The organism is Rhodococcus sp. 14-1411-2a (assembly GCF_002259485.1).
Taxonomy (GTDB): domain Bacteria; phylum Actinomycetota; class Actinomycetes; order Mycobacteriales; family Mycobacteriaceae; genus Rhodococcoides.
Genome location: NZ_NPGA01000007.1, coordinates 227,060 through 251,437 on the forward strand (window position 1 = coordinate 227,060; position 24,378 = coordinate 251,437).

Below are 24,378 nucleotides of genomic sequence, written 5' to 3' on the forward strand. Positions count from 1 at the left end.
CGAGGACAATCCCGTCGTGCATGGAAACTCGTGACCTACTACGAAATTCCACGCACGACGGGAGCTGAACTCAGGTCCCCTTGACGTTGAGGATCTGCCTCAGTTCGTGCTCGATGCTCACCAGGTCGCGGGCGTCCTCCATCACGACATCGATCGACTTGTAGGCGTCGGGAATCTCGTCGATGAAGTCGGCACTGTCGCGAAACTCGATCCCCTTCATCCGCTCCTGCAGGTTCTCGTGGGTGAACCGCTTCCTGGCCTCGGTCCGCGAGAACTGCCGACCGGCACCGTGAGGAGCCGAGCGAAGGCCGGCCCGCGAGCCCTTACCGACGACCACGTACGAGCGCGTTCCCATCGAGCCCGGAATGATCGCCTTGACACCCTCGTGTGCGTCCACTGCACCTTTACGGGTGAGCCACACGTCCTTGTGCGCGTGCGTTTCCTTCACCGTGTAGTTGTGATGGCAATTGATCCGCTCGACCTCGCGATGGTCGTCGGTTCCCATCCACTCGGCGAACACCGCACCGAACCGGTCCATCATCTCGGCACGGTTCAGGTACGCGAACCGCTGCGCCCACTTCAGGTCTCGGATGTACTTCCCGAATTCGGGTGAGCTCTCGGGCAGATACGCCAAGTCCTTGTTGGGCAACGCGATCCACCACTGCGCACACAGACGCTGTGCGACCGCGATGTGCTTCTTGGCGATCTTGTTGCCGACGCCCCTCGACCCACTGTGCAGAAACAGCCACACCCGATCGGTTTCGTCGAGGCACAGCTCGATGAAGTGGTTGCCGCCGCCCAACGAACCGAGCTGCTCACGCCACTGCGGTGAGTGGTTCAGCTCGACACCGTCCTTGGCCGCCAACTCCTCGAGTTCGAGCAACTTTGGCGCGGTGAAATCCCACCGGTCGACGCCGACGTTGTAGTTGCCGGGCGAGAGAGGGATGCTTGCCTCGATGGCGAGTCGCAGGTCCGTAAGATTACGGCCATCGACGTCGTCGAGTATGAATTCCGTTCGGACACCGATCATTCCGCAGCCGATATCGACACCGACGGCGGCCGGAATGACAGCACCCAGCGTAGGAATCACTGTTCCTACGGCGCTTCCCATACCGCTGTGGGCGTCGGGCATCAGCGCGACGTGCGGATGCACGAACGGCATCGACGCTGTTTCACGGGCCTGCTCGAGAGTCTTGTCTTCGAGCTGTGAAGCCCAATTGAGCAAACGCAAGCCCACCTTGTTCGGGGGCATGATGTTTCCTTTCTGCCCCCTTGCACAAGAGGGCGCTATTCGATGGGTCGATTCACGAGCGGAGCTTGTTTACCGCAGAGAGCGGCGCATCCCTCCGGTGAATACGCGCGCAGCACAAGGCCCGTACCTGCCCTCGTGTCGAGAGCGGCACCAGACAGAACGGTTGCGCGCATGACGAGGACCCTATCGAGCGAAACCATGCCCACGCGAGCGAATTATTCGAAACGTAGTGGGACTGAATGCACAGAAGTGCCATGCGCGGACGGGATCCCGTCGCTGAGGCCCGATAGTGTGCAAACCTGCCCACATCGCCGGGACCTACACTCCCCCACCGAATGCGAGTCCCAGTAGATACGTCGCCCCAGCCGCGCCGTAGCCGATGGCCAACTGTCGCAGTGCACGTTTGACCGGTGGCCCGCCGCTGAGCAGTCCCACCACCAAGCCGGTACAGATCAATGCGATTCCGACGAGGACGGCGGCAACGGCAAGTGCCACATAGCCTTCGAGGCCGAACAGATACGGCAGCACCGGGATGACCGCACCGGAGGCGAAGAAGCAGAAACTGGCCGCGGCGGCACCGAGGCCGGTTCCGATGGACTCGTGCTGATCGACGTCGGGGGCCATCTCGTCGGCAGGTAGTACTCGCAGCACTTCGGCGGCTTTGGCGTCGGCTTCCTCGTGGGTCATGCCCCGCGCCCGGTAGACCAGCGCCAGTTCGTTGGCGTCGACGTCGAGGTGTTGGACGGCATCGCGCGCGGCACTGTCCGGGGACGACGCCTCGAGCAGTTCCCGTTGCGAGCGGACCGAGACGTACTCGCCCGCGCCCATCGACAGCGCGCCGGCGAGCAGTCCTGCCAGTCCTGTGACGAGAACGATCTGATTGGACACACCGGATCCGCTGATACCGAGCACCAGAGCCAGGTTGCTCACCAAGCCGTCGTTGGCACCGAACACTGCGGCCCGGAACGTGCCGGACAGTCGATTGCGACCGCGAGCTGCCAGCGCCCTGATCACCTCGGCATGGATCTGCTCGTCGGCCGTCATGGCGTCGGTGGCATCGGAGTCGGTGGCATACGGAGAGCGCGTTTCGGCGCGCTGCGCCAATGCGAGCACGAACACCGACCCGAACCGACGCGCCAGCACACCGAGGATGCGGGTGCGGATGTCGCCCTTGAGCGGCATGCCGACCCGCTCGCCCAGCAGGTTTCGCCAATGCTGCTCGTGGCGGCCCTCTGCATCGGCGAGTGCGAGCAATATCTCGCGTTCCTCGCCGACGCGTCGACCTGCCAGATCGCGATAGACGGCAGCCTCGGCCCGCTCGTCGGCGAGATACTGCCGCCACCGCTTCACATCTCGCGCACTGGGTCCGTCGTTCATGAAAGTGAAGATAGACCCGTGGAGGGTCAGCTCGGGTCGTACACCCCGGTCTGTACTGCTTTGACCAATCTCCGTGGCACTCGGAACTCTCGACCTTGGAACCGCACGGTCACCAGATCGGGAGCAACGGCTTTCCACTGCGCACGACGGCTCCTGGTGTTCGAGCGCGACATCTTTCTCTTCGGAACAGCCATGATTCAGGCGTCCTTTCGGCTTCGTCGACCGTAACGCTTCTCGAATTTCTCGACGCGTCCCTGCGTGTCCATCACGCGGGCGGCTCCGGTCCAGAAGGGGTGCGATTCGGACGAGACGTCGACGACGATCAGCGGGTAGGTGTTGCCGTCTTCCCATTCGGTCTCGCGCGCGGACGTGACGGTGGACCTGGTGAGAAACCTGTTACCGGTGCTCGAATCCTGGAACACGACCGGGTGGTAGTCGGGGTGGATGCCTGGTTTCATTCTGTAGCCTCTCGTGATTGTTCTGCGTACGGGGATTCACTGCTGTCGCAGGGGTCTTCGTGCCACTGGCCGAACGGATCGGTCCAGCCGGACCACGCCGAGGGGTCCGTCATCTCGTCGTCGGATACCAACGCCCACTGCAGGGTTCGGTCGATCTCGGTGGGGTCGGCCTCGTGCACGAGGACCACCAGAGAGGTGTCACGGTCGCCGAACGTCTCGTCCCATCGCAGCGCCGCCATTGCCCGACGGGTGGCGTCGACGCGGTCCTGTTGCTCCGGTTCCATTGCGGCAAGCCACTTTTCGGCGCTCGCAACACGAAGACCGCCGCCTGCCGATTCGATCCACAGCGCTTCGTCGGGCTGAGTGGCGACCCACGCCCGCCCTCGTGCGGTCACGACGCCGTCGAGCAGCACGTCGATGGCCTCGTGCAATCGCTCGGGATGGAACGGCCGCGTTGCGGTGAACTCGACCAGGGTGACGCCGCAGTCGACGGCCAGCGGCGGCTGACCGCGCAGCAGTGGCGAATGCGCGTCGGTGATCGCGCCGCGACGGGCATCGGCGGGCACGGACGCGAGAAGCGCTGGGGCGTCGACCATTGCGTCCCGGGACACCCAGACGACGGGCGCATTCGGTGCCAGCCGCGCGAGGACGGCAGCAAGCCGGGCCCGCTCCCACGCGTCGACGTCCGGGCCCGCGGTGACGACGAGCGCATCGGCGTAGTCGACCTGCCCCACCACCAACTGCGCGACGGTTCGGTCGTCGTCCCCACTGGCGACGATCCCTCGGTCGGCCATGGCGTCGTCGCCGGTGGCGTCGGCCAGCCAGGTTGCGGCATCGAGGCAGTCGACTACTGCCTCGATGCGGACGTCACGCGAGGCCGGGCCGTCGATCTGCCCGACGACACCCGCCACGACGACGTTGTCCACGGCCCAGCACAGCGCCTCGGGCTCGAGCGCGGGGTCCATGGCGAGCACGATGCGATCGACGTTGCTGCGAGCGGACAGTGCGCGCAGCAGCGGCAGCAGATCCTCCCGAAGCGTGCACGAGACGCATCCGTGCGCCAGCTCCAGAATGGTCTCGCGCGGGTTCTCCCCCAGTACGGAGAGTGTGCGACGCACGACACCTTCGGCGACGCGGCTCAGATCGTGGCGGACCGCTACTGTCCCCGGCGCGAGCAGCGATGTCACGACTGCGTCCATGGCTCCGGTCCAGCCGGAGACGAGGACCATCGGGGTTCGATCGTCCGGTGAGTTGTTCACGAGCACCCTTCTTCTCGACAACGATTGTCATTCTCTGAGGATGCACGCTACATTCGAGATCACGCTTTGTCGAAAACGATTGTCATAATGGAAAGAAAGGAGTGCTCGTGTCCGCGCACTGCCAAGTCACCGGCCGCACCCCCGGCTTCGGAAAATCCGTCTCGCACTCCCACGTGCGAACCAGCCGTAGGTGGGACCCCAACATCCAACGCAAGACGTACTACGCACCCAGCCTCGGCCGACGCGTCACTCTCACGCTCTCGGCCAAGGGCATCAAGACCATCGACCGCGACGGCATCGATGCCGTCGTCGCCAAGATCCGCGCACGTGGGGAGAAGATCTGATGGGCAAGAGCACGGACGTCCGTCCGATCGTCAAGCTGAAGTCGACCGCGGGGACCGGCTACACCTACGTCACTCGCAAGAACCGTCGCAACGATCCCGATCGACTGGTGATGAAGAAGTACGACCCGGTCGTGCGCAAGCACGTCGATTTCCGAGAGGAGCGGTAGCCGTGGCGAAGAAGTCGAAGATCGCCAAGAACGAACAGCGCAAGGTCGTCGTCGCCCGGTGGGCAACCCGTCGCGCCGAGCTCAAGGAGACCATCCGCAGGCCCTCGAGCAGCGACTCCGAGCGCGCACAGGCCCAAGCAGCACTGCAGCGTCTGCCGCGCGATTCGAGTCCGGTACGATTACGCAATCGTGACGCTGCGGATGGACGTCCGCGCGGTTATCTACGGAAATTCGGGCTGTCCCGCGTGAAAATGCGCGAGATGGCTCACCGTGGGGAGCTGCCAGGCGTCCACAAGTCGAGCTGGTAAAGGGAAAAGGTTTCAGATGGCAGTCAAGAGAGCACCGTCGAAGAAGGTCCGCGCAGAGGCAGGCCGTCGACCGAAGAAGAACCCGTTGAACGCCGCCAAGGTCACCACGGTGGACTACAAGGACATCAACCTCCTTCGTCAGTTCATCTCGGACCGCGGCAAGATCCGCAGCCGTCGGGTCACCGGGCTCACCCCGCAGCAGCAGCGCCAGGTCGCTGTTGCAGTGAAGAACGCTCGTGAGATGGCATTGCTGCCGTTCACCAGCCGCTGATCCAAACTTTCGTTCAGAGAGGCCACGTAGCCATCGGCTACGTGGCCTCTCTGTCGTTCCCGATCCAGAGATGAGCAGTCCGTAGATGTCCGGCGTCCTCGAGGGCTTCACCGTCATCTTCGTCGTCATCGCACTGGGTTACCTGCTCGCCCACCTGAAAGTGCTCGGCGAACACGGCCAGTTCGTACTGAGCCGACTCGTGTTCTTCGTCGCGACGCCCGCGCTGCTGTTCGTCACGCTGGCGAACTCGGATCTGTCGGTCATTCTGTCGCCTGTACTGGCCGTAGCCGGCACCACGGCACTGCTCGTCGGCGCCGTCTATTTCGTCATAGCCAAGCTGGCTCTGAAACGAACCGTGCCCGACGCGACCGTCGGCGCACTTGCGAGTTCGTACGTCAACGCCGCCAACCTGGGTATCCCGATTGCCGTCTTCGTGCTCGGCGACGCGAACTTCGTCGCTCCCCTGCTGCTGTTCCAGATCATGGTCTACACCCCGATCGCGGTGACGATTCTCGACGTCTCGACGGAGATAGAGAAGGTCTCGGTGCTCAAGACCGTCACCACACCGTTCCGGAATCCGATCGTGCTGGCCGGCGCTGCAGGACTGGTTCTGTCCATCACCGGCTTCGAGCTGCCCGAGGCGTTGATGCAGCCGTTCCAGCTCGTCGGGAACGCGTCCGTCCCCGGCGCGTTGCTCGCCTTCGGCCTGTCTCTCTACGGTGCCCGAGTGCTGCAGAAGGGCATCAGTCCACGACGGGACGTAGCGCTGGCCACGGTGTTCAAGATGGCACTGCAACCCCTGCTCGGCTACCTCATGGCCCGGTTCGTGTTCGGTCTGGACGGGCACGATCTGTTCGCCATCGTCGTCGTCTCGGCGCTGCCGACCGCACAGAACGTGTTCGTCTTCGCCAGCCGCTACCAGCGCGGGGTGGTACTCGCCCGAGACACTGCGTTCGTGACCACGCTCGTCTCGATCCCCGTCATCGCGCTCGTGACACTCTTCCTCGCATGAGCCGAACACAAAGGTTCTCCTCAGCTCACAGCGCTAGTTTGGTTTCATGAGGTTTCTCGCTGCAGGAGTGATGTTGTGCCTGCTGCTGGTCGGCTGCAGCACCGCCTCCGGCAGCGACGACGAGACGACGCCGACGGTCGGATCCACCACACCGGTCGGTCTCGCTCAGCAACCCAGCGCACCTCCGGTTCCTCACGAAGTGCCCGTCGGCGACGTCGGCACGATGTTCGAGCCCACCCCCGATCTGATCCGCGCCACCACCACTCCGTTCGAGTCGTGGAGCCAGGTCTCCCCCAACACCATCGCGGTCCACTTCGTCACCGGCACTCCCGAGTGCTACGGAGCCGACGCGTCGGTGACCGAGACCGACACCACCGTCACCATCGAACTGCGTACCGGGACCAAGCCCGACGCCGCCGACAAGTCCTGCATCATGGTGGCCGTCTACGCCACCATGCAGATGACATTGGCCTCTCCCCTCGGGAGCCGCACCATCCTGAATGCGGCCTGACCCTCACGCAGGTAGGGTCCGGGCGGTGAGCGATCATCTGCCAGACCGAGATCGAAGCCGGATTCGCGCGGCCGATGCGGACCGGAATCTGGTCGCGCAGCTGCTGAGCGACGCCTTCGCGAACGGCCAACTCACCGTCACCGAGTACGACGAACGCACGGCAGCGGTGTACCGGGCGAAGACCTACGGCGAACTCGACGTACTGACCGGGGACCTGGTCCTGTCTCCGCCTCCCGCACGTGCACCATCAGGTGGCTCCGCGAACGACCGCGTGATCGCCATCACGAGCGGTGCGATGCGTAAAGGAGAGTGGACCGCGGCGGCGCGCATCGACGCGTTCGCCTTCTGGGGTGGCATCGAACTCGACCTACGCCGTGCATCGTTCTCCGCCGAGGAAACCACCATCAACTGCGTGGCCATCATGGGCGGCATCGAAGTCACCGTGCCACCCGGAGTGAGCGTCGAGGTCCGCGGCATGGGGATCATGGGCGGATTCGAGCACGTCAGCGCGGCCCACCCCGGCGCACCGCGCGTGGTCGTCACCGGCTTCGCGTTCTGGGGTGGGGTGTCGGTCGAGATCAAGGACCCCGACAAACCTAGGATCGCCGACGCTTGAGGTAGTCGGTCACCACTGCCGCACCCAATCCGTCGAGATCCGGCGCGATGACCCGTCCACCCACTCGTTCGGCCATCTTGTCGACAACTCTGGCCAGGCCGGGATCGTCACCGAGCCGGAAGATCGTCACCTGCGCACCGAGTTTCGCGACGGTATCGAGCTCCCGCACAGTCAATCCCAGAGTCTTCGACGACGGCGGATAGTCGAAATACGCATGGCCGTCCGGCTCGAGATGAGCAGTCGGCTCACCGTCGGTCACGATCAACACCACCGGCTGTGCGTTGGGATGACGCCGCAGGTGACGTACTGCCAGCATCAGTGCGTGGTGCAGGTTGGTGCCCTGATCGTAGGCACCGTCCAATCCCGCCAGCTCCAACGCCGTCAATGTCTGTGCGTGCCTGCCGAATCCGATCAGCTGCAGATCGTCCCCTCGGAACCTGGTGCTGACCAGATGGTTGAGAGCCAGTGCCGTGCGCTTCATCGGCACCCAGCGGCCGTCCATCACCATCGAGAACGACGTATCGACCAACAATGCAACCGCGGCCTGCGTTCTGGTCTCGGTCTCGCTGATCTCCACATCGGTCACCTGCAGCTGCACCGGAAAGCCCGATCCTGTTGCCGCTGAACGCAGTACCGCATTGTTGACCGTACGGGTCACGTCCCACGGTTCGGTATCGCCGAACTCCCACGCCCGCGATGCTCCCGTCGGCTCGCCCATAGCACCCGCCTTGCGAGTGTCCCGCTCGCCGCCGCGTCGAGACAGCTTTCCTGCGACATCCTTCAGCGCGGACTGCCCCAGCTGACGCATCGCTTTGGGTGACAGACGCCATTGCCCGTCGGCACCCTTGTCCATGAAACCCTGCTGCTGCAGCGCTTTTTCGAGTTCGGCGAGCATTCTGGCATCGGCCGCCGCCTCGGGCCCGAGTTGCTTCAGCAGGGCGTCGGCATCGATGTCGTCCAGTGCGGCACCGTTGTACTGCTGCGAGAGCTGATTTCCCAGGTTCTCGAGGTCGGCGATGTCCTGGAGCGCGCCGGTACCGTCGCCGAGTCCCATACCGTTCTCGCCGCGGAAGTTCTGCGAGCCGTCCCAATCCTCACCGGGCCGGGCCTGCTGGAGATTCTGATCGAGTTGATCAAGCTGGTTCAGCAGATTCGAGTCGCCGAAGGCCTGCTGAGCCAACGCATCGAGCTCGGCCCGCTGCTCGGGCGTCAGAGAGTTGCGCAACCGCTGCGCCGCTGCCGCCCGCTGGGCGAGCGAGTCCAACAACTCGCCGACATTCTCGGGGTTCTCCGGAAAATGCTGACCGTGCTTGTCCATGAACTTCTCGAACTGCTCGTCGGTGTCCTCGCCCTTGTTGTGGGCGTCGAGCAATTCGTTGAGGTCCTTCAGCATGTCGCTGATGGCCTGACGGTCCTCCTCGGTGGCACCTTCGAGAGCTTGCTTCATGCCCGCGAAACGCTGATCGAGCATTTCGCGTCCGAGCAGATCCTTGATCTTCTCGTAGTTCTCGCGACCCTCGGACGAACGCCAGTCGTAGTCCGAAAGTTCCTGCACCGCTTGGGCAGTGGACGGAGACAGATCGCCGATCTGCATCTCTTGGAAGCGAGCATCGTCGTCGAGAGCACGCGCCAACGCCTTGCGCTCCTCGAGTACTGCCTTGTCCAGCAGCTCACGTACTTCCTGCAGCGTGCCGTCGAGGTTGTTCTTCTTCAACAGATCTCGACGACGCTTCGCGGCCTGCGCGGCCAGGTCGTCGAGCCCGCGCATGTTCTTCGTCCCGCGACGCAGCATCTCCTGCAATGCCCGACGCGGTGACGCGCCCTCGAGCACGTCCTCGCCGATCGCGTCGAGCGCCTCGCGCAGATCCACCGGTGGCGCAAGGGGATCCGGACCGTCGTGATACCGCCCGTATCTGGAGCGACGCATCAGCTGTACACCGTCTGACCGTCGTCGTCGGGATCCTTGGAGATGCGACGCGCGAGGTAGAGGCCCTCGAGGGCAAGTTCCACGGCGGCCGCCTTCTCCCCGTCCGAGGTGGCGTTGAGCCGCTCGTGGATGTCGCCGATGACCTCGACGTCGGGCAGCTCGTCGAGCAGCGCCTTGGCGGTGATGCGGTCGCCGGTGACGATCGGTTCGCCGGTCTCCACTGCCGTCACCAGAGCGGCGAGGTTGATGCCGCCGAGGTGTGCTCGGACGGTATCGGCGGTCGCGCGGCGCAGCATGTGTTCGAGCACCTCGATTTCGCGGCCTTCTTCGCCGGATTCGAATTCGACCTTGCCGCGCAGCACCTCGATGATGGTGCCGAGATCCACCGGCCGGGCCACGGGCTCGGCCTCCCCCAGGATTGCGGCTCGGTGAACGGCTGCGGCAGCGATGGTTTCGGCTGCGGCGATCGCGAATCGGGCGGAAACGCCGGAGCGCTGGTCCACCGACGGCGACTCGCGCAGCAGTCGGGTGAATCGGGCCAACACCTCGAGCAGGTAGGTCGGGACTGCGGCCTGCAGCTCCGCTTCCTGATCGATGACGGCTACCTCGGCGTCGAGTTCGAGGGGGTAGTGAGTCCTGATCTCGGCTCCGAAGCGGTCCTTGAGCGGGGTGATGATGCGTCCGCGGTTGGTGTAGTCCTCCGGGTTCGCGCTCGCGACCAACATGACGTCGAGGGGCAGGCGCAGCGTGTAGCCGCGCACCTGGATGTCGCGCTCCTCCATGACGTTGAGCAACGACACCTGGATGCGCTCGGCAAGGTCGGGGAGCTCGTTGATCGCCACGATGCCGCGGTGGCTACGCGGGACCAGGCCGAAGTGAATGGTTTCCGGGTCGCCGAGGCTGCGGCCCTCGGCCACCTTCACCGGATCGACGTCGCCGACGAGGTCGGCCACCGAGGTATCCGGGGTCGCGAGCTTCTCGGCGTACCGCTCGCTGCGATGCCGCCACTCGACGGGAAGGTCGTCGCCGAGTTCCTTCACCTTCCTGATGCTGGCGGGAGTGATCGGCTCGTATGGATGCTCGCCCAGTTCGGCTCCGGCGATCACCGGCACCCACTCGTCGAGCAACAAATTCAGGGTGCGCAGCAGTCGCGTCTTGCCCTGACCGCGCTCGCCGAGCAGAACCACGTCGTGACCGGCCAGAATCGCGCGCTCGAACTGCGGCAACACCGTCGAGCCGAATCCGACGATCCCCGGCCACGGATCTGTGCCGTCGCGCAATGCCTTCAGAAGATTTTCCCGCAACTCTTCCTTGATCGACCGCTGCCGATGTTCGGATGCCTTGAGTTCGCCGAGAGTGGAGATGCCAGGTTTGGTAGAGGTCACTTCTCCACGCTACGAGCGTTTGCCGAAAGCTGCCATCGAGAGCGGGGTTCCCGTTCCGCCGAGCTCGAAGTTATGGACAGAAATCGGGCGGATTTCGTCCATAACTTCGAGTTCGGCGGTCGATGCACACTTCGGCCCAAGATCGATCACAGCGGCATAACTGTGGACAACTATTTAATTCATCCACAGCCAGCGCTCGGCCACTTTTCGCGCGAATCCGATGCCACTCTGCGTACATGGACAGCGCACCTTTCGTCGGATCCGAGGCGGTGGCCAACGGGTTGGTCACGCGCCAACAGCTCCGGCAGCACTTTCGTCGCATCTATCGCGACGTATACATCGACCCGAACAGCGATCTGGATGCGCCTACCAAGGCAAGAGCAGCGTGGTTGTACTCCCGAGGCAAGGCAGTGGTCTCAGGAATCAGCGCTGCGGCGGTGCACGGATCTGGCTGGATATCCGCCGACAGCGATGCCGAGCTCATCTGGGCGGAACACCGCCAGAAGATGGGCGGCCTTCGCATCGGCTTCGACGAGCTGCCAGCGGGAGAAATCGAGACGATCGACGGCTTGGTAGTCACCACAGCGGCGCGAACTGCATACGACCTCGGTCGACGCAGGCCGTTCGGAACCGCCGTGGCACGACTGGATGCACTCTGCCGAGCCACTGGAGTCGGCGTTCACGACATCGCCAGGCTTGCCGAGAACCATCGAGGTGCCCGTGGCATCGTTCAGCTCAGGGCCGTGCTCGCTGTGGTCGACGCGGGTTCGGAATCACCACAGGAGACACGCACCCGACTGGCCCTCATGGACGCAGGCCTACCCCGCCCACAAACTCAGATCGAGGTGGTGGGTCCGGATGGGAGAGTTTTCGCCCGCATCGACATCGGCTGGGCACGGTGGAAGGTCGCGGTCGAATACGACGGCGAACAACACTGGTCGGACGAGAAGCAGCGGGCCTGGGACATCGAGCGTCAACACCTGCTCGAAGCAATGGGCTGGACGGTGATCCGAGTCAGCGCGATGCAATTGCGCACCGATCCATGGGGCGTCGCGGCGAGAGTTCGAGACAAACTGCGTGCCGCCGGGGCAAAGGTCTAGCCGAACTCGAAGTTATGGACGGATTTCGCCGGAAATCCATCCATAACTTCGAGCTCGGCGTCAGGCACTAGTGCGCGAAGTGTCGCGATCCCGTCAGATACAGCGTCACGCCTGCATCCTGCGCCGCGGCGATCACTTCGTTGTCGCGTACCGAACCACCCGGCTGCACAACGGCTTTGACGCCTGCGGTCATCAGTACCTGCAAACCGTCGGGGAAAGGGAAGAAGGCATCGGAGGACGCCACCGAGCCGACGACGCGATCCCCGGCTCGCTGAACGGCGAGGTGGGCGGCATCGACGCGGTTGACCTGGCCCATTCCGACGCCGACCGAGGCACCGTCGTGGGCGAGTAGGATCGCGTTGGACTTCACGGCCCTACCTGCGCGCCAGGCGAATTCGAGATCCTTCAGGGTCTGCTCGTCGGCAGGCTCGCCGGCAGCGAGGGTCCAGTTGGCAGGATTGTCGCCGTCTGCGTCGAGAACGTCGCGCTGCTGCAGCAGTGCGCCGCCGGAGATCGGCTTGAGTTCGACGCCCGAGGTGGACGGTGCCTCCGCCAGCAGCACACGAATGTTCTTCTTGCGCTGCAGCACTCCCAGAGCACCGTCGGCGTAGGACGGCGCGATGATGACCTCGGTGAAGATCTCGGCCACCTGCTCGGCCATCTCGACGGTGACCTCGCGGTTGGCTGCGATGACGCCGCCGTAAGCACTCACCGGATCGCACGCGTGGGCCTTGCGGTGCGCCTCGGCGATGTCGTTGCCGACAGCGATACCGCACGGGTTGGCATGCTTGATGATCGCGACGGTGGGGTCGGCATGATCGAACGCCGCCCGCCACGCTGCATCGGAATCGGTGAAGTTGTTGTACGACATCTCTTTACCGTGCAGCTGCTCCGCCCGCGCGATGCCGGAGCTTGCAGGATCGACGTAGAGCGCCGCAGCCTGGTGCGGGTTCTCGCCGTAGCGAAGCACGGCCGAGCGATCCCAGGTTCCGCCGATCCATTCCGGAAACGACGATTCGGTATCGGGGGTCAGTACATTGCTCATCCACGACGCCACCGCGACGTCGTAGGCGGCCGTGTGCTGAAAAGCCTGTGCCGCAAGGGAAGTCCGCTCGGCGAGGGTGAATCCGCCACCGGCGACGGCCGTGAGCACGTCCTCGTAGCGGGCCGGGTCGACCACCACGGCAACCGAGGGGTGATTCTTGGCTGCGGCGCGCACCATCGACGGTCCGCCGATGTCGATCTGTTCGACGCATTCGTCCGGCGTCGCCCCGCTGGCGACGGTCTCGGTGAACGGGTACAGGTTCACCACGACGAGCTCGAACGCCTCGATGCCCAGTTCCTCGAGCTGCGAAAGGTGTTCGGGCTTACGGGTATCGGCGAGCACGCCGGCATGCACCCGAGGATGCAGCGTCTTGACGCGACCTTCGAGGGTCTCGGGGAATCCGGTGAGATCCTCGACCTTGGTGACCGGGATTCCGGCGTCGGCGATCTTGCTCGCCGTCGATCCGGTGGACACGAGAGCGACGCCCGCACCGTGCAAGCCGGTCGCCAGTTCGATCAGTCCGGTCTTGTCGTAGACGCTGACCAGCGCGCGGCGCACTGCTTTACGTTCACTCATCGGATTATCTGAGCCTTTCGTCCATCGGAGGTGACACCTGTGGTGGCCACGGCTGCGATCACGTCGACCAGCAACCGTCGCTCGACAATCTTGATGCGTTCGTGCAGAGCAGCTTCGTCGTCGCCGTCGAGAACCGGTACGGCTTCCTGCGCCAGGATCGGCCCGGTATCGACGCCGGAATCGACCAGATGAACCGTCGAACCGGTCAGTTTGACGCCGTGGTCGAGAGCGTCCCGCACGGCATGTGCGCCGGGGAACGACGGCAGGAGCGCGGGGTGAGTGTTGACGATGCGTCCGGTGAAGGCCCCGAGAAATTGCGGGCCGAGGATCTTCATGAAACCGGCGGTGACGACGAGATCGGGCTCGTGCGCCAGAACGGCGTCGGTGAGCGCGATGTCCCACTGGGCTCGATCGGCGTAGTCCTTCAATCCGACTCGAAAGATCGGCATTCCGGCCTCGTCGGCACGGCGGGCTGCGTCGCACTCTCGATCGACTCCGACGGCGACGATGCGCGCGGGATAGCTCTCGGCAGCAGTCGCGGAGATGAGCGACTGCAGAAGCGAGCCGGTCCCCGATGCGAGGACGACGACCCGCGCGGGTGTCTCACGCAAGGCAGTCAGCGCACTACTCCTGAATTGTCGAGGCGGATCGTTCGAGCCAGCGGAAAGCCTAGTCGCTGCGCCGTCGAGCCCTACCGGGCAGGTCCGTCCCGGTCTCCTGGAGGTGCAACGACCTCGGCATCCAGCGGTTCGGCGGTAGCAGCCTCGACGATCGCGTCCGGTTCTTCGGCCGCTGGCATCTCGGCCGGGACGTCGTCGACGACCTCCGCCTCGACGACATCCTCGACCACCTCGGTCTGTTCGTCGTCCTCCGATTCGGACGGGGCGGTCTCGGACGGGTCAGGCACGGATGGGGCCGGTTCGATCGCCAACTCGGCCACAGGTACCGGAGTCGGAGCGGGATCGTCGCGAGTCGGCTCGGGTTCTGCTCGACGCCACACGACGAAGGCTGCGGAGGCGGAACCGACGACGGCCAGCCAAGCGAACGTCAACAGCCCGAAGCTCCAGACGGTGACTTCGACTGTTCCGAACGTGCCGAGGTTTCCGCCCGCGGCGTAGCCGAGCAGTGCTGCGAGCGCTCCGGCCGCGGCCGCCACGACCCATACCGAGGACACTGCAACCTGGATGTCGGCGCTGCGGATGGCGCAGTCGCGGCCGAGCAGCAGTCCGGCGCCGATAGGGACGACGAGCATGACGACCCAGATCGTCTGGGCCGATCCTTCGGGGAGGACGGCCAGGATCGGCAGCGGTGGTAGCGGTCCTCCGGTGGTGGAGAACAGGCTGACCGACGCCTCGCCGAACCCGGCTGTGGAACCGGTGGCCACCGCGAGTGCACCGATGACGATGTTGGGGAGATAGAGCACGGACAGCACGGTCAGCCCGAGCATGCCGACAACATCGCCTCCGCTCTCGAGCAGTGCGCCGGCGGTCTCCCAGGAGACGAGCAGGGCGAGCAGTACGACCGCCGCCCCGCCTGCAGCGAGGATCGACAGCGCGCGCACGAAGGGCGCAACGAGCGCGCGAACCCAGTCCGGAAGTCCGCGGCGGATCACCACCGAGTCCCAGCACGCGAAGAGCAGACCGGTTCCGGATGCGGCCCCGTGCACGCCTGTGACCCAGGAGAAGGCCACGAGAGCATTGGGACTGGACAGTCCGATGACGGTGGACGCGTCCTTGGCGACGGCCAGAGCGATGGCGGTGACGGCGAGCGGGCCCGCCATCGACGCCGCGAATACCCACCGAAGCACGCGACGGTCGGTGTCGGAGTCCACCGCGTGGTGGACGGTACGAGCGACGGACCAGCCGATGATCAGGGTCGGCAGCAGCGGTGCGACGCCGAGGGATGTGCCGCCGATACTCAGGGGCACCAGGTGCACGGCGAACCACGAACCGGCGATCGCTCCGAGCGTTCCGGTGAGGTCGCTGTTGGCCGAGACGAGGGTGACCAGAGCAAGGGTCGTCGCGATCACCACGACCAGTCCGGAGGTCTTGAAGGCCACTGCGGCGAGCATGCGCGACTGATCGGGCGTCGGTCCGGTGCTCGCGCGGGGAGCCCGGGCGGCCGCGCGTCGCGTCTCTCGGTTCAATAGATCGCTCATCGCAACGAGAGTCGCATCATCTTCGCGGCGCGCCGGTCAGGCGCGCCGCGAAGTGGGTTGTGATGCCTGAATCAGTCGTTCTTCTTCTCGTCGTCCACAGCAGGAGTGGCACCGAACGACTGAGTGGGCGCGCCGTATGGCGTCGACTGCTCGCCCGATTCGGGCTCGTCCGACTTCGCCGGAGGCTGGCCGTATCCCGAAGGCTGGCCGTACTGGTACTGGTTCGGCGGATAGGCCTGCCCGCTCGGACCGGTGTACGGCGGCGGTGCATAGCCGCCCTGAGGCGACGAGGGGTTGGGGGCGGACTGTCCGTACGGCGGCTGCCCACCCGGGTTGTAGGAATGCTGACCCGACGCCTGTCCGCTCGGTGCTTGACCGCTGAGACCTTGACCGCTGGGACCTTGACCGAAGTTCGACGAGGTTCCCTGAGGCTGACCGTACGACGGCGGGTTGCCGTAGGCCTGCGGTTGCGAGGGTCCACCGAACGACGTCGTCGGCGCGTTGTACGGGTTCTGCTGGCCGTATCCGGGCTGCTGATTCTGGTTGCCGTAGCCCGCAGGCTTGGGAGCCGGAGCCTTGACGATGCCCGCGTCGAGCAGCAGTGCCAGCACCGCGGCGGCTGCTTGGACGAAGCCGAGGACGAGCACCAGGATCGCACCGATACCGAGCGAGCTGGTGGTGCTGGCGAACTCGTTGCCCTCTGCGCTGGGCAGACTGAACGACTGGAAGACCAGCACCAGCCAGCCGGCGATCGCCAGGGCGGCAACCACGGCCTGGTTCCTGGCGTCCTTCTGTATGAGCGAGGCACCGGCGATCAAGCCCGCTGCCAGCAGCAGAGCAACCGACACGGCGCTTCCGCCGGAGGCGAAGAAGGTGGTGCTGAACGACGTCTGGATGCTGCTCGGCAGTTCCTGAGACGAGGTGACCTCGGCGGTGACGAGGTCCAGCAGGCCGAGCAGGAAGGTGACGACGCCGAGCCCGAGGATCACGAACGTGAGAATTTTCGGCAGATTCGCCAGACCTGATCCGGGCGACTTACGTCCGGACGCGGCCGGCCCCGGTTCGGCCGGTGCCGAGGTGCCCGGCACCGGAGGGCCGAAGGGATTGGACACCGACGGCTGGTGAAAGGGCTGGTTCTGTCCTGGATGACCCTGTGGGTTGGACGACGGCTGATTCGGCGAGGACGACGGGCCGTAGGACGGGCCACCTCCGCCGTAGCCACCAGAGTTGGAGCCCCCTGTTTCAGGGCCGCCGGGCGAGTAGGTCATCGCGTCTCCTCATCTGAGATTGTCCGTACCCCAGGTCGGTCGGGTCCGAGAACTCACGCTACTGCACGGACCCGACCGATCGCGGAACCGAAAGGTCAGCGGGCTGCCACCAGCTCCTGGTCGTTCGCCTCGGCGGCCTCGAGTTCGCGAACCAGCGGCAGGACTTTCGCCCCGAAGTACTCGATCTCCTCCTGGAAGTGCAGGAAGCCGCCGAGAATCAGATCGACGCCGCGGCGACGGTAGGCCACGATACGCTCGGCCACCTGCTCCGGGGTGCCGATCAACTGCGTCTTGAACCCGTCGTTGTACTGAACGAGGTCCTCGAACGTCGAGTCGGCCCACATTCCCTTCTTGTCGCCTGTCGAATTGCCGGCCTGTTGCACCGCTCCCTTGAAACCTTCGACGGCAGGCTTGTTGGCCTTCTCTATGATCTCGCGCAATGTGTCTCGCGCTTCCTTCTCGCTGTCTCGCGCGATGATGAAGCCGTTGAGCCCGAACTTGACCTCACGCTGGTGATCACGCGCGACGCGTCGGAGATTGTCGAGTTGCTCGGTGACGCCGTCGAAATCTTTGCCGTTGCTGAAGTACCAGTCCGAGTACCGTCCGGCATTCTCCTGCGCTGCAGACGAATTGCCGCCCTGGAACAGTTCCGGGTTGGGACGACCGGGAGTGTTCAGCGGTTTGGGCTTGAGGGTGAAGTCGTGGATCCGATAGAAGTCGCCGCGGAAGTCGACGTCGTCCTCGGTCCAGATCTTTCGCAGCACCTGCAGGAATTCTGCACTGCGACGGTATCTTTCGTCATGTTCGAGCCATGGCTCGCCGAGGTGGGTGAACTCGTCCTTGAACCAGCCACTGACGACGTTGACGGCGAAGCGGCCGTTGGACAAGTGATCCGCGGTTGCGCCGAGCTTGGCCAGTACCGCCGGCTGCCACAGCCCGGGATGCACTGCAGCAATGACTTTGAGCCGCTCGGTCGCCAGCAGCAACGCGAGCGAGAAGCTGGTCGACTCGTGCTGGAACTCGGCCCCGTAGCTGGCTTCGTAGCGCACCTGACTCAAGGCGTATTCGAAACCGTTGTTCTCGGCCGTCTGCGCCAGCTTCTTGTTGTACTCGTAATCCCAGCTGGTGCGCTGTTCGATGGTGCTGGTGACCAGGCCTCCCGAGACATTGGGAACCCAGTATGCGAATTTGATCGCGTCGGTGATTTTTTCGGTGCTCATGTGTGCGTCATCCTTCGGCGGATCAATGTGCCATCCACGCGCTCAGATGGTGTGAATGGCACATTCATCCGGAAATCGGGGGTCGGATCGGGGCCAGAAAGGTGGGGACTACGAGTACCAGGTGGGCTCGGGCAGTTCGCCCGTGAGAACCCAGCGCCCGACCTCGCGTCGCTTGTATGCGACCGGATCGTGCAGGGTGTGCGTACGCACGTTGCGCCAGAATCGGTCGAAGCCGTACTTGCTGGCCGTCGCACGCGCGCCGAGCGCCTCGAACACCGTCGAGGTGATCTCCAGCGAGACCTCGGTTGCGCGAGCCTTGACGGCGGCGACGCGTACCTCGTGATCACCGCGCTCCTCGGCGGTGACGTTCCAAGCGTTGTCGTGAATCTTCTGTCCCTCCAATGCAACTGCGTCGGCGAGAGCTTCGACGGCCCAGAGCTTGGAGGTCAGATCGCCGTAGATGTCGATGATGTACGGCTCGTCGACGGCCTTGTCCACGGTGCTGTGCAGCCAGGCACGGGTTTTGTCCTTGGTGTACGACGCGGCCTCCTCCAGTGCGCCCCTCGCGATACCGAGGTAGAAGTTGACGAACACCAGCTGGATGGTCGGAACGTTGAGGGTGTTGTAGACGCGGGGCTGAAAAGCTTTGTCCACGAACCCTGCTGCGCTGGCCCAGTCGACGCGAACCTTGTCGATGGTGACACTGCCGCTCTCGGTCTGACGCTGGCCTATGTTGTCCCAGTCGTCGTGGAAGGACAGACCCTCGATGTTCGACGGCACGATCGCGAACACGTGATCGGTGCTGCCCTCGAGAGCACCTTCGAGCACGGTGACGTCGGAGACGCGACTGCCGGTGGAGAAGGTCTTCTTGCCGTCGAACACGATGGTGTCACCCTCGTCGGTGACGGCGACATCGTTGTCACGAGGGTTGACGGCACCGCCGAAGAACCATTTGTTCTTCGTGGCGTCTGCTTCGACGGCCTCGATCTGCTCGGAAGTTCCGACGAGTCGTGCGGCCCAGAACCACAGCAGGTGGTAGCCCAGCAGCTGACCGATCGAGCCGTCGGCCTTCGAGACGGTGCGAATCACCTGGTAGGCCGTCGGCCAATTCTGTCCTGCGCCACCGTGTTCGACGGGGCCGAGCAGGGTGACGAGGCCCGCGTCCTTGAGCAGCTGCACCTCGGCGGTGGGGATCTCGCGTCCCTTGTCGCGAGCGACGGCATCGACAGCGAGGAGTTGAGCTACCTCACCGGCGCGGGAAATCCATCCGGCAGCAGTGGTGGGGGCGTCGGGCCAGGACTTGGTGAGGGCACGGTTCTCGGTGGTTGTCATGACGATCAGTGAAGTCCTGCTCCGAGCCCGGGACCACACTTCGAATCAGCGTGATTTCAACAGCGCCGTCAGCTCCGCAGAATTTTCTCCATCTTCTTGCCCTTGGCGAGTTCGTCGATCAGCTTGTCCAGGTATCGGATTTTCTGCATCAGAGGGTCCTCGACGTTCTCGACGCGAATGCCGCAGACGACTCCGGTGATCAGGGTCGCGTTCGAGTTGAGGTCCGCTGCCGCGAAGAACTCGTCGAACGTCGTGTCGTCCTTCAGGTGGCGCTCGAGAGTTGGCTGATCGAAGCCGGTGAGCCAGCGGATGATCTCGTCGACCTCGGCTTTCGTCCGACCTTTGCGCTCGGCTTTGTTCACGTAGTGCGGATAGACCGAGCTGAAGGCGGTGGTGAAGATCCTGTGCACGCGCATCAATCTAGACCCCGCCGCGTGAATGTGACTTTGCCGCGCCCAGACGTGTGCAGTGGTCCATTGACGCGAACCGGGGCGCGCGCACGAAAAAGCCCGCCACCGAAGTCGGTGGCGGGCTTTTCACAGAAGCGAGTCCTACTTGACGGACAGCGATTCCAGGATTTCGCGCGCGAGGGCAGCGGTCTCGGACGGCGTCTTGCCGACCTTGACGCCTGCGGCCTCTAGTGCGTCCTTCTTCGCCTGCGCCGTTCCCAGCGAGCCGGAGACGATGGCACCTGCGTGGCCCATGGTCTTGCCCTCGGGAGCGGTGAAGCCTGCGACGTAGCCGACGACCGGCTTGGTCACGTTGGCCTTGATGTAATCGGCTGCGCGCTCTTCGGCGTCGCCGCCGATCTCACCGATCATGACGATGATCTTGGTGTCGGGATCCGCTTCGAACGCCTCGATGGCGTCGATGTGGGTGGTTCCGATGACGGGGTCGCCGCCGATGCCGATGGCGGTCGAGAAGCCGAAGTCACGCAGCTCGAACATCATCTGGTAGGTCAGCGTGCCGCTCTTGGAGACCAGGCCGATGGGGCCGGTTCCCGAGATGTTGGCGGGCGTGATGCCGACGAGAGCCTCACCGGGAGTGATGATTCCGGGGCAGTTGGGCCCGATGATGCGGGTCTTCTTGCCCTTCTCCACGTTGTAGGCCCACGCGTACGCGGAGTCCTGCACGGGGATGCCCTCGGTGATGACGACGAGCAGCGGGATCTCGGCGTCGATGGCCTCGACGATGGCGTCCTTGGAGAATGCCGGCGGGACGAACGCGATGGAGACGTCCGCTCCGGTCTTCTCCATGGCCTCGGCGACGGAGCCGAAGACCGGGAGTTCGATGTCGTTGCCGTCGGCGTCGACGTGCTTGACCGTGGTTCCGGCCTTACGTGCGTTGACGCCACCGACGACCTGGGTTCCGGCCTTGAGCATCAGGGCGGTGTGCTTGGTGCCTTCGCCGCCGGTGATGCCCTGGACGATGACCTTGTTGTCCTTGTTCAGAAAGATAGACATTGTTTCCTCTACTTCGCTGCCAGCTCGGCGGCCTTGTCGGCGCCCTCGTCCATGGTTCCGGCGAGCGTCACCAGCGGGTGCGCGGCGTCGGCGAGAATCTTGCGGCCCTCTTCGACCTTGTTGCCGTCGAGACGGACGACCAGCGGCTTGTTGGCGTCGTCGCCCAGCTTCTTCAGTGCGCCGACGATGCCGTTGGCTACTGCGTCGCATGCGGTGATGCCGCCGAAGACGTTGACGAACACGCTCTTGACCTGCTCGTCACCGAGGATGACGTCGAGGCCTGCGGCCATGACCTCGGCAGAAGCGCCGCCGCCGATGTCGAGGAAGTTGGCGGGCTTGACGCCGCCGTGTGCCTCGCCCGCGTATGCGACGACGTCGAGGGTCGACATGACCAGCCCGGCACCGTTTCCGATGATGCCGACCTGTCCGTCGAGCTTGACGTAGTTGAGGTCGTTCTCCTTGGCCTTGGCCTCGAGGGGATCGGCTGCGTCCTTGTCCTCGAACTCGGCGTGGCCGGCCTGACGGAAGTCTGCGTTGGCGTCGAGCGTCACCTTGCCGTCGAGGGCCAGGATCTGATCGTCCGGGGTGCGAACCAGCGGGTTGACCTCGACCAGGAGAGCGTCTTCGTTGATGAAGACCTCCCACAGCTTCTGGATGGTCACCGCAGCGGCGTCGAGCACCTCGGCGGGAAGCTTGCCCTTTTCAGCGATTTCACGAGCAAAAGCAAGGTCGACACCCTTGACGGCGTCGACCGGGATACGTGCAAGTGCGTCGGGGTTCTCCTCCGCCGTCACCTCGATTTCGACGCCACCCTCGACCGAACACATGGCGAGGTAGGTGCGGTTGGTGCGATCGAGCAGGAAGGAGATGTAGTACTCCTCGGCGATGTCGGAGGCTTCTGCAACGAGAAGCTTCTTGACGACATGGCCCTTGATGTCGAGTCCGAGAATCGCTTCTGCGTTCTCGGTGGCTGCTGCGACGTCCTTGGAGTACTTGACGCCACCGGCCTTGCCGCGGCCGCCGACCTTGACCTGTGCCTTGACCATTACTGGCTTGCCGATTTCTTCGGCAATCTGTGTTGCTCCGGCGACCGTGTCGGTGACACGACCGGCGGAGGTGGGTACGCCATGCTTGGCGAACAATTCCTTCGCCTGGTATTCGAAGAGATCCATCAGCTCACCGTCTCGTCTACGTTGACGCCCGCTCCAGGGGTGTGAGCGGGTCTGAGCATGGACTTTATCCAGGTGTCCCGACCGCGCATCGGGCGCATGCATGCTATGTGGCCTATCTCACCGCCACCGGCTCGATGAAACGGCCGTCACCGATCGTCGCGGCGGGCCGAAAGTGCCGCGGCGACACCGAGAACGACGATTCCCGCCACCAACGGGAGCACCGCAGGCCCCATTTCCGGATCGGTGGCGCGTGCAGATGTCAGCGGCCACGACGCCAGATGGACGATCCCGGCGACGGCTGCTCCGCCGAGCAGGACGCTGCCGCGTGCGACCCGAGCTCGCGCCGCGACGACGGCGGCCACGACCACGCCGACGGCGAGCAGCATCTGTCCCCAGGTGTCCCAACCCCATGGGAATTCGGTGACGGTGGCGGCAGTGAAATCGCTGCCCCGATACAGCGGCAGAGCCAGGCCGACAGCGAGAAGTACTGCACCGAACAAGCCGGTACCGAGCACCACGCCGTCGGTTGATGCGTCTGCGGACGTATCGACGTCGTCGCGTTCGGCCGAGCCGGCGAACAGTGCCAGCAGTCCGGTGGCCACCGCTGCGACGACGCCCGCGATGATCGCCAGAGCGCCGATGCCGGCACCGACGCCGTCCACGTCCTCGGCGAGCACCACCGACTGCAGCACCCCAGCCGCTGCGGCAACCGCGCCGAGCCAGAACACCGAGACGAACGGCCGCGCAGCCGAAGCGAATTCGGAGAACAGCAGCGGCACCGAACCCAGAATCATCACGAACCCCGCGACCATCACCACGCGAGTGGCCAATATCTGCGGCACGGCGATCCCCGAGTCGGTCTCCAGAATCGGCAACAACGATCCGACGACGAACAGCACGCCTGCAATTACGCCGATGCTGCCGGCCGCGGCATGCCACCTCGTCGATCCGAGGCCTGCGACACCGCGGACACTTCGCGCACCCGACTCGCGCTGCTGCGCTCTCTCCAGCGCCCGACGGTCACGCGCAGCAGCGACGGGTGCAAGCACTGCGCCGCAGATCAGCAGTCCGAGCCCCGCCAGCGTTCCCAGATAGGCACCGAGCCCGGCGTCGACCCGAGCTCCGGTGCTCAGCCCAGCGAGCAGCCCGACCCCGGCGAAACCGAGTACACCGACCCCGGCACCGACGGACGCACCCGACGCCACCTGCGGCGACAGGGAAGCCAGGGCCGACGCAGCCACCACGAGCGCCGCGATACCGACGACTCCGGAGCCCACCGCGACGAACACCGGCGACTCCACCACTGCCGTCACGATCACCACCGGATCGGCCGAGCGGTACAGCGAGGTAAAAGCCGCAACGGCCGCCAGCACACCGAACGCGCCGAGCAGCGCCGCGAGCAACGGTCCGACACGACCCGCCGACGCGCGGCCCACGTGTTCCGAATACACCGAGTGGCCGTACCCGTCACCGAGCCCGGCGCGGTGCACCGCAGACCACCCCGCAACACCCGCTAGCACCGACACAGCGTGACCGGCGAGCAGAACATAGGCACCGGCGGTCGCGTCGAGCATGGCGGCGCTCAGCGGGCGGAAGAGCTCGAGCCGATTCGCATCGATGGGATCGGACAGCAGGGCAACGTCGAGCAACGTGAGGCCGAGTGCCACTGCGCCGTATCCGGCCAGCAGAGCTGCGGCGAACTCGACGCGTTTGCCGACCACACCCGCCGCGGCTCCGAGGACAACGACGACGGGGACGGCAGCGGCCAGGATCGCGGCCGCCATTGCCCCGGTACCCACCGGCGAACCGTCCGCGCTGCGGACGACGCCGATCAGCTGGGCGGCCACTGCGGCAACCGCAGCGATCAGAGCGAGTGCGACGGCAAGCGCGATGCGCGGAGTGGGCGACGGATCGTCGGCTGGGCCGAACTCTCCGTCCTGGGGTCGGATTCGCTGCGGTTCCGCTCGCTCGGAGCCGGAGGCGGACGAGTCGTCGAAGGTGGGAGTCGGCACTCGGATCACGGTATCGGCTCGATCGATGCGAGAACCGTTACTGTCACCGTGTGCCGTCCACGTGTTCTCGTGTCCGATTACGAATGTGGCCCGTCACGACATAACCGCTGGTCGCCTTGTGAGCCATCTCACATATGCCGCCGGT

The 24,378-nt window shown here is 64.8% G+C and carries 25 protein-coding genes; 8 read left to right on the forward strand and 17 right to left on the reverse strand.

The genetic code is table 11. The features are described from left to right. Window positions 1–70: 70 nt before the first annotated feature. The 5 genes from CH291_RS03050 to mrf form a co-directional block, all read right to left on the reverse strand. Window positions 71–1,252, reverse strand: coding sequence for an RtcB family protein (locus CH291_RS03050; RefSeq protein WP_094686690.1), 1,182 nt, complete (start codon window positions 1,250–1,252; stop codon window positions 71–73). A 318-nt stretch (window positions 1,253–1,570) separates the two neighbouring features. Continuing rightward, window positions 1,571–2,629 carry a VIT1/CCC1 transporter family protein gene (locus tag CH291_RS03055; RefSeq protein WP_094686691.1) on the reverse strand — a complete coding sequence of 353 codons (1,059 nt, stop codon included), beginning with the start codon at window positions 2,627–2,629 and terminating at the stop codon, window positions 1,571–1,573. 26 nt (window positions 2,630–2,655) lie between these two features. Further along, window positions 2,656–2,823, reverse strand: a complete 168-nt coding sequence (rpmF, locus tag CH291_RS03060) for a 50S ribosomal protein L32 (RefSeq protein WP_032388658.1) — start codon at window positions 2,821–2,823, stop codon at window positions 2,656–2,658. 3 nt (window positions 2,824–2,826) lie between these two features. Next, complete coding sequence (locus tag CH291_RS03065; RefSeq protein ID WP_094639541.1) at window positions 2,827–3,087, reverse strand: type B 50S ribosomal protein L31; 261 nt, start codon at window positions 3,085–3,087, stop codon at window positions 2,827–2,829. Further along, complete coding sequence (gene mrf, locus CH291_RS03070; RefSeq protein WP_094686772.1) at window positions 3,084–4,316, reverse strand: ribosome hibernation factor-recruiting GTPase MRF; 1,233 nt, start codon at window positions 4,314–4,316, stop codon at window positions 3,084–3,086. Before mrf ends, CH291_RS03065 begins: the two co-directional genes overlap by 4 nt. A gap of 137 nt (window positions 4,317–4,453) precedes the next feature. Here mrf and rpmB point away from each other — a divergent pair, with 137 nt between their 5' ends. From rpmB to CH291_RS03105, 7 genes are all read left to right on the forward strand, one after another. Further along, window positions 4,454–4,690 (forward strand): 50S ribosomal protein L28, encoded by a 237-nt coding sequence (rpmB, locus tag CH291_RS03075; RefSeq protein ID WP_032404320.1) that lies wholly within the window; start codon window positions 4,454–4,456, stop codon window positions 4,688–4,690. Beyond that, complete coding sequence (gene rpmG / locus CH291_RS03080) at window positions 4,687–4,857, forward strand: 50S ribosomal protein L33 (RefSeq protein ID WP_170944568.1); 171 nt, start codon at window positions 4,687–4,689, stop codon at window positions 4,855–4,857. The genes rpmB and rpmG overlap by 4 nt, the downstream gene beginning before the upstream one ends. Window positions 4,858–4,859: 2 nt before the next feature. Next, the gene (gene rpsN, locus CH291_RS03085; RefSeq protein ID WP_068050178.1) at window positions 4,860–5,165 is read left to right on the forward strand and encodes a 30S ribosomal protein S14; all 306 of its coding nucleotides are present in this window, start codon (window positions 4,860–4,862) and stop codon (window positions 5,163–5,165) included. A 16-nt stretch (window positions 5,166–5,181) separates the two neighbouring features. Continuing rightward, window positions 5,182–5,436, forward strand: coding sequence for a 30S ribosomal protein S18 (rpsR, locus tag CH291_RS03090; RefSeq protein ID WP_008719028.1), 255 nt, complete (start codon window positions 5,182–5,184; stop codon window positions 5,434–5,436). Between the two features lie 85 nt (window positions 5,437–5,521). Beyond that, on the forward strand, window positions 5,522–6,448 hold the full coding sequence (locus CH291_RS03095) for an AEC family transporter (RefSeq protein ID WP_094639540.1): 927 nt from the start codon (window positions 5,522–5,524) through the stop codon (window positions 6,446–6,448). A gap of 46 nt (window positions 6,449–6,494) precedes the next feature. After that, complete coding sequence (locus tag CH291_RS03100) at window positions 6,495–6,959, forward strand: hypothetical protein (protein ID WP_068050174.1); 465 nt, start codon at window positions 6,495–6,497, stop codon at window positions 6,957–6,959. Window positions 6,960–6,984: 25 nt separating this feature from the next. Then, a complete protein-coding gene (locus CH291_RS03105) occupies window positions 6,985–7,575 on the forward strand; it encodes a DUF1707 SHOCT-like domain-containing protein (protein WP_094686692.1) in 591 nt (196 codons plus the stop codon). Here CH291_RS03105 and CH291_RS03110 read toward each other — a convergent pair. Further along, window positions 7,556–9,502 carry a vWA domain-containing protein gene (locus tag CH291_RS03110; RefSeq protein ID WP_094686693.1) on the reverse strand — a complete coding sequence of 649 codons (1,947 nt, stop codon included), beginning with the start codon at window positions 9,500–9,502 and terminating at the stop codon, window positions 7,556–7,558. The genes CH291_RS03105 and CH291_RS03110 overlap by 20 nt on opposite strands. Further along, complete coding sequence (locus CH291_RS03115) at window positions 9,502–10,887, reverse strand: ATP-binding protein (protein ID WP_094686694.1); 1,386 nt, start codon at window positions 10,885–10,887, stop codon at window positions 9,502–9,504. Before CH291_RS03115 ends, CH291_RS03110 begins: the two co-directional genes overlap by 1 nt. A 236-nt stretch (window positions 10,888–11,123) precedes the next feature. Between CH291_RS03115 and CH291_RS03120 the strand changes: the two genes are divergently transcribed. Beyond that, entirely contained in the window at window positions 11,124–11,987 is an 864-nt protein-coding gene (locus tag CH291_RS03120; protein WP_094686695.1) for a DUF559 domain-containing protein, read from the forward strand. Window positions 11,988–12,054: 67 nt separating this feature from the next. Here the strand turns inward: CH291_RS03120 and purH are convergent, their stop codons facing one another. From purH to CH291_RS03170, 10 genes are all read right to left on the reverse strand, one after another. After that, a complete protein-coding gene (gene purH, locus CH291_RS03125; RefSeq protein ID WP_094639535.1) occupies window positions 12,055–13,608 on the reverse strand; it encodes a bifunctional phosphoribosylaminoimidazolecarboxamide formyltransferase/IMP cyclohydrolase in 1,554 nt (517 codons plus the stop codon). Continuing rightward, the gene (purN, locus tag CH291_RS03130) at window positions 13,605–14,228 is read right to left on the reverse strand and encodes a phosphoribosylglycinamide formyltransferase (RefSeq protein ID WP_306437673.1); all 624 of its coding nucleotides are present in this window, start codon (window positions 14,226–14,228) and stop codon (window positions 13,605–13,607) included. Before purN ends, purH begins: the two co-directional genes overlap by 4 nt. 71 nt (window positions 14,229–14,299) lie before the next feature. Further along, window positions 14,300–15,766, reverse strand: a complete 1,467-nt coding sequence (locus tag CH291_RS03135; protein ID WP_094686697.1) for a cell division protein PerM — start codon at window positions 15,764–15,766, stop codon at window positions 14,300–14,302. 71 nt (window positions 15,767–15,837) lie between these two features. Further along, window positions 15,838–17,034, reverse strand: a complete 1,197-nt coding sequence (locus tag CH291_RS03140) for a DUF5336 domain-containing protein (protein WP_143545872.1) — start codon at window positions 17,032–17,034, stop codon at window positions 15,838–15,840. Between the two features lie 95 nt (window positions 17,035–17,129). Then, window positions 17,130–18,254 carry a dimethylsulfone monooxygenase SfnG gene (sfnG, locus tag CH291_RS03145; protein WP_068050155.1) on the reverse strand — a complete coding sequence of 375 codons (1,125 nt, stop codon included), beginning with the start codon at window positions 18,252–18,254 and terminating at the stop codon, window positions 17,130–17,132. 108 nt (window positions 18,255–18,362) lie between these two features. Beyond that, on the reverse strand, window positions 18,363–19,586 hold the full coding sequence (locus CH291_RS03150; RefSeq protein WP_094686699.1) for an acyl-CoA dehydrogenase family protein: 1,224 nt from the start codon (window positions 19,584–19,586) through the stop codon (window positions 18,363–18,365). Between the two features lie 68 nt (window positions 19,587–19,654). Then, the gene (locus CH291_RS03155; RefSeq protein ID WP_094686700.1) at window positions 19,655–20,002 is read right to left on the reverse strand and encodes a DUF2200 domain-containing protein; all 348 of its coding nucleotides are present in this window, start codon (window positions 20,000–20,002) and stop codon (window positions 19,655–19,657) included. A 135-nt stretch (window positions 20,003–20,137) separates the two neighbouring features. Continuing rightward, on the reverse strand, window positions 20,138–21,049 hold the full coding sequence (gene sucD, locus CH291_RS03160) for a succinate--CoA ligase subunit alpha (protein WP_068050146.1): 912 nt from the start codon (window positions 21,047–21,049) through the stop codon (window positions 20,138–20,140). Window positions 21,050–21,057: 8 nt separating this feature from the next. Next, complete coding sequence (gene sucC / locus CH291_RS03165) at window positions 21,058–22,221, reverse strand: ADP-forming succinate--CoA ligase subunit beta (RefSeq protein WP_032377331.1); 1,164 nt, start codon at window positions 22,219–22,221, stop codon at window positions 21,058–21,060. 146 nt (window positions 22,222–22,367) lie between these two features. Next, window positions 22,368–24,233 carry a hypothetical protein gene (locus tag CH291_RS03170; RefSeq protein ID WP_143545873.1) on the reverse strand — a complete coding sequence of 622 codons (1,866 nt, stop codon included), beginning with the start codon at window positions 24,231–24,233 and terminating at the stop codon, window positions 22,368–22,370. Window positions 24,234–24,378: the final 145 nt, after the last annotated feature.

Excerpts from the sequence above, each read along its gene's own strand:
- CH291_RS03050 (WP_094686690.1), bottom strand. The coding sequence starts at position 1,252 with ATGCCCCCGAACAAGGTGGGCTTGCGTTTGCTCAATTGGGCTTCACAG.
- CH291_RS03055 (WP_094686691.1), bottom strand. The coding sequence starts at position 2,629 with ATGAACGACGGACCCAGTGCGCGAGATGTGAAGCGGTGGCGGCAGTAT.
- rpmF (WP_032388658.1), bottom strand. The coding sequence starts at position 2,823 with ATGGCTGTTCCGAAGAGAAAGATGTCGCGCTCGAACACCAGGAGCCGT.
- CH291_RS03065 (WP_094639541.1), bottom strand. The coding sequence starts at position 3,087 with ATGAAACCAGGCATCCACCCCGACTACCACCCGGTCGTGTTCCAGGAT.
- mrf (WP_094686772.1), bottom strand. The coding sequence starts at position 4,316 with ATGGTCCTCGTCTCCGGCTGGACCGGAGCCATGGACGCAGTCGTGACA.
- rpsR (WP_008719028.1), top strand. The coding sequence starts at position 5,182 with ATGGCAGTCAAGAGAGCACCGTCGAAGAAGGTCCGCGCAGAGGCAGGC.
- CH291_RS03095 (WP_094639540.1), top strand. The coding sequence starts at position 5,522 with ATGTCCGGCGTCCTCGAGGGCTTCACCGTCATCTTCGTCGTCATCGCA.
- CH291_RS03100 (WP_068050174.1), top strand. The coding sequence starts at position 6,495 with ATGAGGTTTCTCGCTGCAGGAGTGATGTTGTGCCTGCTGCTGGTCGGC.
- CH291_RS03110 (WP_094686693.1), bottom strand. The coding sequence starts at position 9,502 with ATGCGTCGCTCCAGATACGGGCGGTATCACGACGGTCCGGATCCCCTT.
- CH291_RS03120 (WP_094686695.1), top strand. The coding sequence starts at position 11,124 with ATGGACAGCGCACCTTTCGTCGGATCCGAGGCGGTGGCCAACGGGTTG.
- purH (WP_094639535.1), bottom strand. The coding sequence starts at position 13,608 with ATGAGTGAACGTAAAGCAGTGCGCCGCGCGCTGGTCAGCGTCTACGAC.
- CH291_RS03135 (WP_094686697.1), bottom strand. The coding sequence starts at position 15,766 with ATGAGCGATCTATTGAACCGAGAGACGCGACGCGCGGCCGCCCGGGCT.
- CH291_RS03140 (WP_143545872.1), bottom strand. The coding sequence starts at position 17,034 with ATGACCTACTCGCCCGGCGGCCCTGAAACAGGGGGCTCCAACTCTGGT.
- sfnG (WP_068050155.1), bottom strand. The coding sequence starts at position 18,254 with ATGAGCACCGAAAAAATCACCGACGCGATCAAATTCGCATACTGGGTT.
- CH291_RS03150 (WP_094686699.1), bottom strand. The coding sequence starts at position 19,586 with ATGACAACCACCGAGAACCGTGCCCTCACCAAGTCCTGGCCCGACGCC.
- CH291_RS03155 (WP_094686700.1), bottom strand. The coding sequence starts at position 20,002 with ATGCGCGTGCACAGGATCTTCACCACCGCCTTCAGCTCGGTCTATCCG.
- sucD (WP_068050146.1), bottom strand. The coding sequence starts at position 21,049 with ATGTCTATCTTTCTGAACAAGGACAACAAGGTCATCGTCCAGGGCATC.
- sucC (WP_032377331.1), bottom strand. The coding sequence starts at position 22,221 with ATGGATCTCTTCGAATACCAGGCGAAGGAATTGTTCGCCAAGCATGGC.